The following is a 12,653-nucleotide window of genomic DNA, read 5'->3' on the forward strand; positions in this document are numbered from 1 at the left end:
AGGAGAACTTCGAACATGTCAGGATTAGAAGGCCGCGTCGCTTTTATCACCGGAGCCGGGCGGGGACAGGGCCGAGCGCATGCGATACGGCTCGCCCGTGAAGGCGTCGACATCATTGGCGTTGATATCTGCGAGAACGTGGACTCGATGACCTATCCGAATGCCAGCGAAGCTGACCTCGAAGAGACAGTGCGGTTGGTGGAGAAGGAATCTCGGCGCATGGTCGGCCTGAAAGCTGACGTGCGGAACTATCGACAACTCACTGCCGCCTTCGAGGAGGGGTACGAGCAGTTCGGTCGCGTCGACATCGTTATTGCCAATGCAGGCATCATCCGGATGGGGGCAGAATCGGAGGATTTTCTGGCGGACTGGAACGATGTCATCGACACCAATCTGACCGGGGTTTATCACACGGTGCGAGCGGCGCTGCCTGCCATGCGCGAGGCTGCGCGCGGCGGGTCGATCGTCATCACCAGTTCGACTGCCGGTCTCAAAGCTTCCTCGTCGTTGTCAGCCAGCGGCAATGCGTACGCGTCTGCCAAACGTGGCGTTGTGGCTCTGATGCAGGGTTTGGCAGCACATCTCGCCCCGGAATGGATTCGGGTCAACACCATCCATCCCACCGGAGTAGCCAGCGGGATGACCCAGAATGCCGCGATGGACGCCCTCATGGCGCATGCCGCTGCCGGCGGCTCGAACTCGATCTCCGGGATGCAAAACGCTTTACCGCTGCAAATGCTCGAGTGTGGAGACGTCGCCAATGCTGTCGCATATCTCGTTTCCGATGAAGCCAAATTCATCACCGGCATCCAATGGCCACTCGACGCCGGATTCATGATTCGCTGACAGTCATTCGAGACAAGGAAGTTCTATGACTGCAACATATGGTGCTGCAACCGTTTTCGATGAACTTCCCAGCGGACTTCTCATCGGCAGTGACTGGGTTTCGGGCTCCTCGGGTGGATCGTACGAGCACGTGTATCCGGCAAGCGGCCGACGGAACGCAACGATCGAGATCGCCGGCGAAGTCGAAATCGACCGTGCAGTGAAGTCTGCGTGGGAGGCTCATCGTGAGTGGATCGCGTACACGCCTGAGCGTCGTCGCGATCTTTTGTTCGACCTCGCCGACGCGGTGAAAGCTGACGTCGATCGTCTCGCGCGGCTCAACGTGCATGACTTCGGTGTTCCGATAATGATGAGTGCCGGGCACATCGGATTGGCTGAAAAGTTCATCCGGTACTACGCCGGATACGTCGACAAGGCCCACGGATCGAGTACCCCCGTGTCCAACAAGTTCGACGTCAACCTGATCGAACGCGAGCCCTACGGAGTAGTCGGCATCATCGCACCCTGGAATGGGCCGATGGTGGTCGTCGGACTCAACGTTGCTCCTGCCCTCGCCGCCGGAAACGCAGTCGTACTCAAACCTTCCGAACTCTCCCCATTCACATCACTGCGATTCGGCGAACTCTGTCTCGAGGTAGGTCTACCACCCGGACTGGTCAATGTGCTGCCATCCGGACCCGAAGGCGGTGCCGCGCTCGTCCGCCATCGCGGGATCAGCAAGATCCACTTCACAGGCGGAGGCGACACCGCAAAAAAGATCATCGCCGAAGCTGCTGCCAATCTCACCCCGGTGGCCACCGAACTGGGTGGCAAATCCGCCAACATCGTCTTCGCTGACGCCGATCTGGATGCGGCGGCAAAACTGTCGGCGTTTCAAGGTCCACTTGGACAGGCCGGTCAGAGCTGTGCGTGTGGTAGTCGAATCCTTGTGCAGGACTCCGTCTACGACGCGTTCATCGAGAAATTTCTCGCTGTGGTGCAGTCGGTGAAAATCGGAGAACCTTTCGATCCAAGCGTCGTAGTCGGGCCAGTGGTAAGTCAGGTGGCGGCGGATCGCATCCTCGAGACCATTGATCGGGCATCAACCGAGGAGATGGGTGAACTCATCGCCGGTGGCAAACGACTCGGTGGAGACCTGGCAGACGGCTTCTTCATAGAACCCACCGTCTTCACCGACGTCGACAATCACTCACCGTTGGCCCGGATCGAAACATTCGGCCCAGTCGTCTCGATAATGCGATTCACCGACGAAGCACAGGCCGTGGGCATCGCGAACGACACCGTTTTCGGACTCAACGCCTACATTCAAACCAACGACCTCACACGCGCACATCGAGTTGCGCGTCAGCTCGAAGCAGGCTCGGTCTGGGTCAATCGCAACAGCGATATCTCACCCCAAAGTCCTTACGGCGGTTATAAACAGAGTGGTACAGGTAGAGCAGGGGGACTCGAGGGCCTCCACGAGTTTCAGCAAGTGAAGAACATTCGTATCGGAATGTCGTGATCGAGAATCGCCGTAGTTTCCCTTCGAGTACCTCTCCACATGCTCGGTGGTTTCGTCCTTCTGTGCCGCGCTTGTCGGGTGTGGGGACGCCACGTGCCGCATCCCGCCTTCAGGCGAGGCGTCGAAGCCTAAGTCTTTGGACTTAGGCTTCGATGATGGTTACATTAGGTGTGCCAAAATACGCCCCTGCAGCCGTAAACCTGTCGGCCAAACAGCAGCTGATTCTCACTGCTGAGCGACTCTATGCTCTGCATGGCTTCGATGGTGTGCCGCTGAGGCACATCGGAACTGCGGCAGGTATGGCCAACAAGTCCGCGGTGCAATACCACTTCGGAGGCAAAGAGGGCTTGATACAAGCCATCCTGGCGTACCGGGTCGAAGAACTGACACGGAGGCGAGCAATTCTCGGCGCGCGCTCTTCTGCAACGGACCTGAGAAGTGTCCTCGAAGCGCATCAGTTGCCTTTGATGGAACTCGCTGAGGACGAAGACTGCTACTACTTGCCGTTTCTCGAGCAACTCATTCGGGTGGTGCATCCTCTTGACGACCTACCTGAGGGGTCTCGAGACTCTGAACGTGTCTACTACGAGCGAGTTGGCGCTCTCCTTGGACACATTCCACAAGCGTTGCGCGAGATCAGAATTCACCAAGCCTCCGGAATGTGCTTGCACACAAGTGCCGACCGCCACCGTCAACGTTTGCTCGGCGCCCCCGTTGCGTCATATGCCGTATATGTCAGTCAACTCCTCGACACGCTCGTAGCCATGCTTACGACTCCACCCTCGACGGAAACGCTTGCAGCACTTGGATAACTCCACGATCGCGACCCGTCTCGCGTTCAGCGAGTCACAGAAGCGGGCGGCCGATCGGTCCCAGCTGTCTCGTTGTGCTGCGAGGCCTGATAGCCAGTGGTCAGCAAGAAGACGGTGCGATCAATTGTCGGCATGATGTCGCTGATCGCGATCTGGTTTTCGCGGCACCGACCTACGAGTCCGTAGACGACGGCCGAAAGTATCGACTGCAGTTCTGTGACGAATTCAGGGTCTACGTCGGACATGACTGATCTGCCGATGCGTATGACGGGGTCGAAGCTGTCCATGCCGAGATCACGGTCGCCGACGACGGTCCGTACTTGAAAGTACGCAAAGAGCATCGTCGGGTGCTTTTCCCAAGGTTCGAATATCGACCCCATCACCCGCATTATGGCCGGGTGCAGGGGCTCATTCGGGCCGCGCGTGTGATTGACGAGCCCGGAGTGATTCTCCATCATCCACCGTTCGATGGCAGCAGCGATCAATTCTTCTCGAGTGGCATACCGTTTGTAGATAGTCGACAGCGACGTGCGGGCACGACGCGCGACTTCGCGGAGTTGCACCGCGTCGTACCCTTCGTCCTCGAGGAAGTCGATGACGGTGTCGAGAAGTGGGTCTCGTGTGAGCTCCGGACCGCCCGCAAGATCTACATTCTCCATTTTGTGAATTCCCTTGCCTTGTCTGGATAACCAGGTTATCGTAGCGCTTAGTAACTCAGTTACTTACCTCACATCCTACGGTGGCCGCACGGAAAATGTCCGCGCCGTCGGCAATCGGCGAGACCACCGCTGTTCGAGTTCGAATTCACAATGCGGAGCACCCAATGACTGGTTCCCCAAAGCGCGTACATATCGATCGCGGCATGTGCGAGGCGCACGCGCTGTGTGTCGAGATCGCGCCCGAGATCTTCGACCTCGTCGACGATGACGTCGCAAGCTGCAACGAGAATCCTCCGGAAGCGTTGTGGCCCAAAGCGCTGGCCGCGGTCAGTGCTTGCCCGCGCCAGGCCATCAGCATCGTGGACGAATTGCCTGCTACTTCACCCGAAAGGTCAGTGATCCGATGACCGATCTAGCATCAGTCGACTATTTCTCCGACGGAGAGATCGCACAAGATCCCTTCGAATACTTCGACTACCTTCGAGGACAGAATCCGGTTTTTCGTGAGCCGCACTACGGCGTGGTGGCAGTCACCGGACATCAAGAGGTGATCGAGGGATTCAAGAACACCGACGCGCTGTCGGCCGTAAATGCGATCGGCGGGCCGTTTCCTCCGCTGCCGTTCGAACCCGAGGGTGACGACATCACCGCCCAGATCGAAGCGCACCGTCACCATTTCCCGATCTTCGAGCACATAGTTGTGATGGATCCACCTGAGCACACGCGAGCTCGATCGCTACTGGGACGGCTCCTTACCCCAAAGCGCCTGCAGGAGAACGAACAGTATCTGTGGGACTTGGCTGATTGTCAGCTCGACGAATTCATCGATAACGGGGACTGCGAGTTTCTGGGTGAGTACGCTAAACCTTTTGCTACGCTGGCAATTACGGACTTACTTGGTGTTCCGTCAGAAGATCGGGCGGAGTTTCGCCGGATGCTGGGCGCCGGGAAGCCACCCGGTAACCATGTTGGAGCGCTCAACCATGATCCTGTCGGGATCAACCCGCTGGAATACCTGGAGGAGCGCTTCAGCGGTTACGTGACCGAAAGGCGTCGCGAACCCCGCAACGACATTCTCAGCGGTCTGGCGTCGGCCAAGTATCCGGACGGATCAACACCTGAAATCCTGGAAATCGTCCGGCCTGCAACGTTCCTGTTCGCCGCCGGCCAGGAGACTGTGACGAAGCTACTCAGTTCGGCGTTACGAGTACTTGCCGAACGCCCTGAACTCCAGCAAACTCTGCGTGAGGATCGCAGTCTGATCCGCCCATTCATGGAGGAATCACTTCGTTTCGACAGTCCGACGAAGGTGGACTTCCGCCTCGCCCGCAAGTCCACCAGAATCGGCGATCTCGACATCCCCGCCGGAACTGTCGTCATGCTGGGTCTCGCCGCCGCCAACCGTGATCCGCGAAAGTTCGATAATCCGAATGAGTTTCGGCTCGATCGGAAGAACTCGCACGACCACATCGCGTTCGGTCGTGGGCTGCACACCTGCGCCGGTGCACCGCTCGCTCGAGTGGAGGCCTACGTCACCTTGAACCGTCTGCTCGACCGGATGAGCGACATCGCCATCAGCGAACGCGCACATGGCCCGGCCGGCAACCGTCGATACGTATACGAGCCCACCTTCCTGCTGCGCGGGCTCATGGAACTCAACATCGAGTTCAACCCGATCCGAAAGCCGTAATTCGTCGTACAACAGCATCGGGCGATTGCTCGATGTCCCAACCGAGAGAGGCAATTTCATGGCAGGCAGAGTAGAGGGCAAGGTCGCGTTCGTTACCGGCGCGGCACGTGGTCAGGGACGCAGTCATGCGGTGCGACTGGCACAAGAAGGTGCGGACATCATTGCCATCGACATCTGCGGACCGATCAGACCGAACGCCCAGATAGCCCCGTCTGAGCCGGCCGATATGGCCGAAACCGCAGACCTGATCAAAGGACTCAACCGTCGCATCGTGACGGCGGAGGTCGACGTCCGCGATTTCGACGCCCTCAAAGCTGCGGTGGACAGCGGCGTCGAGCAATTGGGCCGGCTCGACATCATCGTCGCCAACGCCGGAATCGGAACCGGTGGCCCTACCCTCGACCAGACCAGTGAACTGGACTGGCAAGAGATGATGGACATCAATCTCTCCGGTGTGTGGAAGTCGGTGAAGGCCGGTATTCCGCACTTGATCGAGGGCGGTCGCGGCGGGTCGATCATTCTGACCAGTTCGATGGGAGGTCTGAAGGGATACGCCCACATGGGTCCGTACATCGCCGCGAAACACGGTGTGGTCGGGCTGATGCGTACGTTCGCAGTCGAACTGGGAGAGCACTTCATCCGGGTCAACTCCATTCATCCCACAAACGTGAATACACCGATGTTCATGAATGAGGGAACGATGAAGATGTTCCGTCCCGACCTCGAGAGTCCCGGACCGGAGGATCTGAAGGCCGCCGCGCAGTTCATGCATGTACTGCCGATCGGCTGGGTGGAGCCCGAGGACGTCAGCAATGCTGTGCTGTTCCTGTCCTCTGACGAATCCCGTTACGTCACAGGGCTTCCTCTCACCATCGATGCCGGTAGCAACCTCAAGTAGCAGTGACATTCCGCTTTACGTTTCGGTACCGGGTTGTGCACTCCACTCCGTGCGGGCCCGGTACCGACAGCGATGACAGAAAGCCACCTGGCACGTCGCGATTAACCGCGGCGTGTGCCGCCAAAGAGCGTCCACACCCACGGGCAACACTGTCGACCCGTATCACCTGAATTCGTCGCAGTATCAATGCTGCTCGGTCGGCCGGAATATATTGCCGCTTCCTGCGCTTCCTTGCCTTCCCGAGGAAGCCGGCTTCATCACCGGATCAATCCTCCCTCTCAGCAGCGGAACTCTCACTTACGCACGTGCCATGTCAAGGAATGCACGGTGATCTGTCGATTCCGTCAGTTGACCGCCTTGACCAAATGTAGGAGACCTGTGAAACCACAACGAACACTCGCTGCCTTCCTCGCCGTGGTGGCGGTAGCGGCAGCCGTCACCGGATGCAGTGGCCGAAGTTCGAGCGAGAGTCCGGCTGAGGGCGCCGACGATGGCGGAACGAGCGCTGCGGCCGCCTCCAGCGACTTCGGCGACCTTCGAGGCGTGTGTCAGCCTGGCGATGTCAAGGGCGCACCGGCCCAAGGCGTGACCGCGGAGGAAATTTCTGTCGGAGTCTTCTCCGACATGGGTTTCAACAAGAACACGGAATTTGCCGACGCGGCAGAGGTTTTCACGTCGTGGTGTAACGATGCCGGCGGCATCAACGGTCGCCGGATTGTGGCCAACATCCGCGATTCGAAGTTGATGGAAGTTCGTCAGAGAATGATCGAAGCCTGTCGTGACGACTTTGCTCTCGTCGGCGGCGGCGCAGCGTTGGATGCTCTCGGTGTCAAGGACCGGCTGACATGTATGTTGCCGAGTTTCCCCGCGCAGGCTGTCCAGTCACGGTCTGCCGGCGCAGACCTGGAGGTGAGTGCGTCACCGACCATGGTTCCCGGATACGACAATTACAACGGTTTTCGGACCTGGATCGCTGACGAGGCCTACCCGGACTCGAAAGCCGCCGTCGGGATCATCAACGGTGATTCGGCGGTTACCAAGGCAATTGGTGCCTTGACCGCAGAAACACTCGCAGCGACCGGTGCAACGCTCATCTACGACGAGCTCTATCCAGCTATGGGTGTCTCGGACTGGACTCCATACGCTCAGGCGATCAAGAGCAAGGGCGTCAAGGGTCTGATCTTCATGGGCGACTTCAATCAGTTGGCCAAGCTCGAAGAGGTCCTCACCAGCATGAACTACAAGCTCGACTGGATCGATGCCAACAACAATGCGTATAACGCCTCGTTCATCGAACTGTTGGGGAAGTCCGCGGACTTCCAGAACAATCTCGTATCTCTCAGCGGGGTAGCGCCATTGGAGAGTGACGAGCCAGCGGTGGCGGAGCTCAAGGCTATGTACCAGAAGTACGCCCCGGACGCGCAGATCACACTTCCGTCGATGCTCGCCATGTCGTCGTGGTTGCTGTTCGCGAAGTCGGCCGCCAGTTGCGGTGCCGATCTCACCCGCTCGTGCCTTTACAACGCAGCTGTCGCCGAAACTGCCTGGACCGGGGGAGGTTTGCATGTCGCTAACGATTTGGCGAATCCTATCCCGCCGCAGCCGTGCTTCAACGTCGAGCGAGCGACATCTGACGGATGGGAGGCAGCTGATTTCAATCCCGACAACGGTCTCTACCGTTGCGATATCCCCGCTCGTAAATTGACAGCTGACTTCGGGACGCCGATGACCCTGGCCGAAGTCGGTAAAAGCATCGGCGATTTCGAATAATGGAACAGTTCATCTCCTTTGGGATCGTCGGGCTGAGCACTGCGGCGATCTACGCGATCATCGGCAGCGGATTGGTGGTTACCTACACGACCACCGGCGTGTTCAACTTCGCACACGGCGCGACGGGCATGATGGCGGCTTTCTCCTATTGGCAACTCAGCGTCGGTTGGGGTTGGCCGGTGTGGCTGTCGGTAGCGACCGTACTTCTGGTTCTGGCACCAGCTTTCGGGCTCCTAGTCGAACTGTTGGTGCGGCCGGTCCAAGCCCTTGGTGAGGCCGAGAAGCTGGTGATGACGATCGCCTTGCTGAGCGGTCTGATTGCGCTCGCGAGATGGATCTGGAGTCCGAACAAGGCACGCACGCTTCCCAAGTTCTTTGCCGAGCAAGACTCTTTTCAGATCGGTGCTGCGACGGTCAGTTGGCACCAGGCAATCACCATGCTGGTAGCGGTCGTCGTCGCGGCGGGGTTGCGAATCCTGATGCTGCGCACTCGAACCGGAACCGAAATGCGAGCGACTGTCGATGACCGTGCCTTGGTGGGTCTCACCGGGGCAGACCCGGTTCGCGCCAACCGGGTTGCCTGGATTCTGGGGACGGTATTGGCGGCAATCGGCGGCATTCTCATCGCTCCGATGGTCGCCCTCGATGCGACCCAACTGTCACTCGTGATTGTCAGTGCCTATGCCGCAGCGATATTCGGACGGTTGAAGAGCTTGCCGATGACTTTTGTCGGCGCGATCGTCGTCGGGTGCATGGAAAGCTACCTCACCGGTTACCTACCGCAGAGTCCCTACCTTCCCGGGCTGCGACTCGCTGCGCCGGCAATTCTGTTGCTGCTCGCGCTGTTGCTGTTTCCGCACGGGCGACTTCGGAGACGCGACCGTCACCTCAGTCAAGTTCCGCTACCGACAGTTCGCGGCACAATCGCCTTCGCAGGAGTTATCGTCGCGTTCGGACTCATTCTGGCCACCGTACTGGGGGAGGGTGATCTGATCACCTATGGACAGATATTCGCATTCGGCGTCATCGCGTTGTCCTTCGTTCCGTTAGTCGGTTACGCCGGTCAGATCTCGCTCGCACAGCTCACGATGGCGGGGGTCGGGGCGATCGTCTGTGCACGCTTGGGCGGAAATGGGCAATGGTGGGCACTTTTGGCGGTGATGGTCATCGCGGGCATTGTCGGTGCGGTGATCGCAGTGCCCGCGCTGCGACTCTCAGGGGTGTACCTGGCGCTCGGGACGGCGGCAATCGCGGCCATCTTCGACCGATGGATCTTCACGTTGCCGTCTTTCGAGGTGTTCGGCACGGAGATCACACTGTTTGATCAGGGTTCAGTGGAATTGGTAGGCCCGCGACTGTTCGGATTCGCGATCGACACCCCGGCAGAACTGACGGTGTTCTCAGCAGTGTGTCTGGCGCTCGTCACACTGGGCGTGGCAATGCTCCGGCGAGGGCGCCTCGGCCGACGATTGATTGCACTGCGCGACAGCGAGGCAGCGTTTGCGACATTGGGAGGCAGCTTGCTGCTGACGAAAATGCTGGTCTTTGCGCTGTCCGCCGGCATTGCCGGTCTCGGTGGGGCGCTGTACGGAATGCAACTGATGTCGATCTCGGCGGAGCAGTTCAGTTTTGTTGCCGGACTAGGTATTTTCCTGATCGCCGTAGTCGGTGGACTCGGTGTGGTCGGAAACGGACTCTTCACCGGAACGATGATTGCCGGTCCTCTCAATGCAATTGTGGCGTTGTGGCCGGCGGCCGCCAACCTCGTGCAGACGCTGCCCGCTGCTGCCGGCTTGGCATACAGTTCCGGCGCTGTCGACGATGGACTCGTACCCAGTCTGCGTCGGCGTTGGGAGCCCGCACTTCGGTACCCCGTCGTGATGGCTGCCTTGCTCGGTTGGATTGGGGCGCTGTGGATTCTGCGACTCGTCGATGTCGTGAACGGGTACGTGCTGATCATCGGGGCGGTGGCCGGAATTCTCGCAGCCCGAAGTTGGGGTGTATCGAGGCAACGGGAGGCTCCGGCGCAGCGGGAGATTCCGGTGGAGTGGTGGGGCCTGGAGCGCCCCTGGACTACGGAAGACGAGGAGGTGCTCGATCGTGCCATCGCAGCTCGAAGTTAAGGACATCACGGTCACATTCGGCGGCCACCATGCACTCACCGACGTTTCACTGACCGCCGAACAAGGCAACATCACCGGCCTCATCGGACCCAACGGTGCCGGAAAGAGCACCCTGTTCGACGTCATATCCGGACTCCGTAAGCCAGCCACGGGAAGTGTGTTCCTGGGTGGCTGCGACGTGACCCGAGCCGGACCGTCTCGGCGCGCCAAACACGGCCTGGCACGGACGTTCCAACGCCTCGAACTCTTCGGTCGCCTCAGCGTCAGAGACAACCTCCTCGTTGCCGCCGAAATTGGGCCGCAACGACGCAACGCGACAGCCGTTGTCGACGACATCATCGATCGACTGGGATTGGCTGCGGTGGCCGCCGTCACCGCCGACTCGCTGTCGACCGGCATGGGACGACTCGTCGAGGTGGCGAGGGCAATGGCAGTGCACCCGTCCGTCATTCTTCTCGACGAACCGGCTGCCGGGCAGGACCCCGAAGAGACACAACGGTTCTCGGTGCTGCTGCGATCACTGGCGGATCAGGGAACAGCGGTTTTGTTGGTCGAACACGACATGGAATTGGTGATGAGCGTGTGCGATCAGGTGTATGTGCTCGATCTCGGGAAGATCATCTCGGTCGGCCCACCCGAGATGATCCGGCGCGATGACGCGGTTCTGGCAGCGTATCTGGGGGAATCATGAGTCCCGTTCTCGAACTACGCGGCGTCCGCGCGGGTTACGACGATATCGCTGTCCTGCACGGCATCGATCTTGCAGTCGAACCAGGGCAAGTAGTGGCTTTGCTCGGTCCGAACGGTGCAGGCAAGACCACCACGCTGCGCATCATCTCCGGTGTCCATACGATCACCTCAGGACAGCTCCTGTTCTGTGACAGAGACATGACCGGAGTATCACCGCGGGAATTGGCGCGCGCGGGTGTATGTCTCATCCCCGAGGGGCGCGGCGTATTCCCCAATCTGTCCGTCCGGGACAATCTGTCGATGATGACCTTCACCGGTCGGTCTCGTGACGAGATCGAAGAGGTCGCATTCACTCGTTTTCCCATCCTCGCGGAACGAGCTTCACAAATTGCCGGAACGCTGTCCGGTGGCGAGCAGCAGATGCTCGCTCTCTCTCGCGGCTTGGCCACCGAACCAGCTGTGCTTCTGCTCGACGAATTGTCCATGGGACTAGCGCCTTTGATCGTCGGCCAACTCTACGAGGAGGTCGCCGAGATAGCGAGGCAAGGTGTCGCCGTGATACTCGTCGAACAGTTCGCGAACGCCGTACTCGAATTCGCTGACCATGCTGCAGTTCTCGTTCGAGGTCGGATCGAAAAGCAGGGTCACCCGGACGACGGACTGCGCACCGAACTTGCCACCCTCTACCTAGGGAGTTCTACATGACCACGACTGAAACACGCGCAGAGCGCTTTTCCCGCGAGCTTGCCGATTTGAAGATTCCCGACCCGTCCGCGGGCCGGTCCAGTCTCTGGCTGCGACTCGGAATCGCGCTGATGGTGCTGGGTCCGGCGTTGGGAGTGGGGGCTTATCTTCTGTCACACAACACATCTGATCCGCTTGTTCAACGCGACGCCATCATTGTCGCTGTGATCGGAATAGTCGTAGGAATCAACGGAGCTGCTATCTTCCTGCGCTATTCACTGACCAATTTCCTGAGATTCTGGATGGCTCGCCAATCTTACGACTTGGCACTTGCAACGAGACTTCCCTCCCTCGACGGAGAACAGTCGTGACCTTCTGACACGCCAGGAGTTCGAAACATGTGGTGGCGGAACCGTTCCGTCCACCGGAAAGGATTCACCATGCGTAAATCTGTAATCGGTCGAGCCCTGATCGTCGGCGCCTTCATCGTCACTACATTCGCGACGGGCTGTAGCAGCTCCGATGACAGTTCGAGCGAGACCACCTCATCAACCAAGGCGACAAGTTCTTCGGCGCCGGCAGCAGCGACAACCAGCGCTGTGGCGTCCGCTGCGGCGACCAAAGAAATCACGGACGCGTACATCACCTTCTTCAATGGAACTACCGCCCCTGCCGCGCGTGCCGCCCTGCTCGAGAACGGCGATGTATTTCTCCCAACGCTCGAAGCGATGGCCGCTGATCCGCAGTCGATGGCAACTACTGCCACCGTAGAAGGCGTCACCGCAGCCGGCGCCGACAACGCCTCTGTCAAATGGACACTCGTGATGGGCGGTACTCCCGTACTTCCCGACCAGTCCGGTGAGGCAGTACAGGAAGCTGGTACCTGGAAGGTCTCCGCAACGACGTACTGCACCTTGATGGCTATCCAGGGGAGTGGGGCCACCGTTCCCGGCTGCTAGTGCCAACAGCCCGAATCT

At 59.4% G+C, this 12,653-nt stretch carries 13 protein-coding genes; 12 read left to right on the forward strand and 1 reads right to left on the reverse strand.

Going from position 1 to position 12,653, the window contains the following annotated elements:
* Window positions 1-15: 15 nt before the first annotated feature.
* The 3 genes from RG2_RS01470 to RG2_RS01480 all read left to right on the forward strand — a co-directional run bounded on the left by RG2_RS01470 (window position 16) and on the right by RG2_RS01480 (window position 3,162).
* Window positions 16-846 (forward strand): mycofactocin-coupled SDR family oxidoreductase, encoded by an 831-nt coding sequence (locus RG2_RS01470; protein ID WP_033231584.1) that lies wholly within the window; start codon window positions 16-18, stop codon window positions 844-846.
* A 25-nt stretch (window positions 847-871) separates the two neighbouring features.
* Window positions 872-2,350 carry an aldehyde dehydrogenase family protein gene (locus tag RG2_RS01475; RefSeq protein ID WP_033231583.1) on the forward strand — a complete coding sequence of 493 codons (1,479 nt, stop codon included), beginning with the start codon at window positions 872-874 and terminating at the stop codon, window positions 2,348-2,350.
* Between the two features lie 152 nt (window positions 2,351-2,502).
* Window positions 2,503-3,162, forward strand: a complete 660-nt coding sequence (locus RG2_RS01480) for a TetR/AcrR family transcriptional regulator (protein WP_255285210.1) — start codon at window positions 2,503-2,505, stop codon at window positions 3,160-3,162.
* Window positions 3,163-3,188: 26 nt separating this feature from the next.
* Here RG2_RS01480 and RG2_RS01485 read toward each other — a convergent pair whose 3' ends face one another.
* A complete protein-coding gene (locus RG2_RS01485) occupies window positions 3,189-3,821 on the reverse strand; it encodes a TetR/AcrR family transcriptional regulator (RefSeq protein ID WP_045064387.1) in 633 nt (210 codons plus the stop codon).
* Between the two features lie 164 nt (window positions 3,822-3,985).
* Between RG2_RS01485 and RG2_RS01490 the strand changes: the two genes are divergently transcribed.
* The 9 genes from RG2_RS01490 (at window position 3,986) to RG2_RS01530 (ending at window position 12,635) form a co-directional block, all read left to right on the forward strand.
* A complete protein-coding gene (locus RG2_RS01490) occupies window positions 3,986-4,228 on the forward strand; it encodes a ferredoxin (protein ID WP_033231796.1) in 243 nt (80 codons plus the stop codon).
* Window positions 4,225-5,511, forward strand: coding sequence for a cytochrome P450 (locus RG2_RS01495; RefSeq protein ID WP_033231582.1), 1,287 nt, complete (start codon window positions 4,225-4,227; stop codon window positions 5,509-5,511). Before RG2_RS01490 ends, RG2_RS01495 begins: the two co-directional genes overlap by 4 nt.
* Window positions 5,512-5,569: 58 nt before the next feature.
* Window positions 5,570-6,409 (forward strand): mycofactocin-coupled SDR family oxidoreductase, encoded by an 840-nt coding sequence (locus RG2_RS01500; protein WP_033231581.1) that lies wholly within the window; start codon window positions 5,570-5,572, stop codon window positions 6,407-6,409.
* A 378-nt stretch (window positions 6,410-6,787) separates the two neighbouring features.
* On the forward strand, window positions 6,788-8,179 hold the full coding sequence (locus tag RG2_RS01505) for an ABC transporter substrate-binding protein (RefSeq protein ID WP_033231580.1): 1,392 nt from the start codon (window positions 6,788-6,790) through the stop codon (window positions 8,177-8,179).
* Window positions 8,179-10,302, forward strand: a complete 2,124-nt coding sequence (locus tag RG2_RS01510) for a branched-chain amino acid ABC transporter permease (protein ID WP_033231579.1) — start codon at window positions 8,179-8,181, stop codon at window positions 10,300-10,302. Before RG2_RS01505 ends, RG2_RS01510 begins: the two co-directional genes overlap by 1 nt.
* The gene (locus tag RG2_RS01515) at window positions 10,280-10,993 is read left to right on the forward strand and encodes an ABC transporter ATP-binding protein (protein WP_033231578.1); all 714 of its coding nucleotides are present in this window, start codon (window positions 10,280-10,282) and stop codon (window positions 10,991-10,993) included. The genes RG2_RS01510 and RG2_RS01515 overlap by 23 nt, the downstream gene beginning before the upstream one ends.
* Window positions 10,990-11,697, forward strand: coding sequence for an ABC transporter ATP-binding protein (locus RG2_RS01520; RefSeq protein WP_033231577.1), 708 nt, complete (start codon window positions 10,990-10,992; stop codon window positions 11,695-11,697). Before RG2_RS01515 ends, RG2_RS01520 begins: the two co-directional genes overlap by 4 nt.
* A complete protein-coding gene (locus tag RG2_RS01525; protein ID WP_033231576.1) occupies window positions 11,694-12,047 on the forward strand; it encodes a hypothetical protein in 354 nt (117 codons plus the stop codon). Before RG2_RS01520 ends, RG2_RS01525 begins: the two co-directional genes overlap by 4 nt.
* A gap of 69 nt (window positions 12,048-12,116) precedes the next feature.
* On the forward strand, window positions 12,117-12,635 hold the full coding sequence (locus RG2_RS01530; protein ID WP_033231575.1) for an MTB12 C-terminal domain-containing protein: 519 nt from the start codon (window positions 12,117-12,119) through the stop codon (window positions 12,633-12,635).
* Window positions 12,636-12,653 lie beyond the last annotated feature (18 nt).

The organism is Rhodococcus globerulus NBRC 14531 (genome assembly GCF_001894805.1).
Taxonomy (GTDB): domain Bacteria; phylum Actinomycetota; class Actinomycetes; order Mycobacteriales; family Mycobacteriaceae; genus Rhodococcus_F; species Rhodococcus_F globerula.

Excerpts from the sequence above, each read along its gene's own strand:
- RG2_RS01525 (WP_033231576.1), top strand. The coding sequence starts at position 11,694 with ATGACCACGACTGAAACACGCGCAGAGCGCTTTTCCCGCGAGCTTGCC.
- RG2_RS01490 (WP_033231796.1), top strand. The coding sequence starts at position 3,986 with ATGACTGGTTCCCCAAAGCGCGTACATATCGATCGCGGCATGTGCGAG.
- RG2_RS01510 (WP_033231579.1), top strand. The coding sequence starts at position 8,179 with ATGGAACAGTTCATCTCCTTTGGGATCGTCGGGCTGAGCACTGCGGCG.
- RG2_RS01500 (WP_033231581.1), top strand. The coding sequence starts at position 5,570 with ATGGCAGGCAGAGTAGAGGGCAAGGTCGCGTTCGTTACCGGCGCGGCA.
- RG2_RS01520 (WP_033231577.1), top strand. The coding sequence starts at position 10,990 with ATGAGTCCCGTTCTCGAACTACGCGGCGTCCGCGCGGGTTACGACGAT.
- RG2_RS01530 (WP_033231575.1), top strand. The coding sequence starts at position 12,117 with ATGCGTAAATCTGTAATCGGTCGAGCCCTGATCGTCGGCGCCTTCATC.
- RG2_RS01475 (WP_033231583.1), top strand. The coding sequence starts at position 872 with ATGACTGCAACATATGGTGCTGCAACCGTTTTCGATGAACTTCCCAGC.
- RG2_RS01485 (WP_045064387.1), bottom strand. The coding sequence starts at position 3,821 with ATGGAGAATGTAGATCTTGCGGGCGGTCCGGAGCTCACACGAGACCCA.
- RG2_RS01480 (WP_255285210.1), top strand. The coding sequence starts at position 2,503 with ATGATGGTTACATTAGGTGTGCCAAAATACGCCCCTGCAGCCGTAAAC.
- RG2_RS01495 (WP_033231582.1), top strand. The coding sequence starts at position 4,225 with ATGACCGATCTAGCATCAGTCGACTATTTCTCCGACGGAGAGATCGCA.
- RG2_RS01470 (WP_033231584.1), top strand. The coding sequence starts at position 16 with ATGTCAGGATTAGAAGGCCGCGTCGCTTTTATCACCGGAGCCGGGCGG.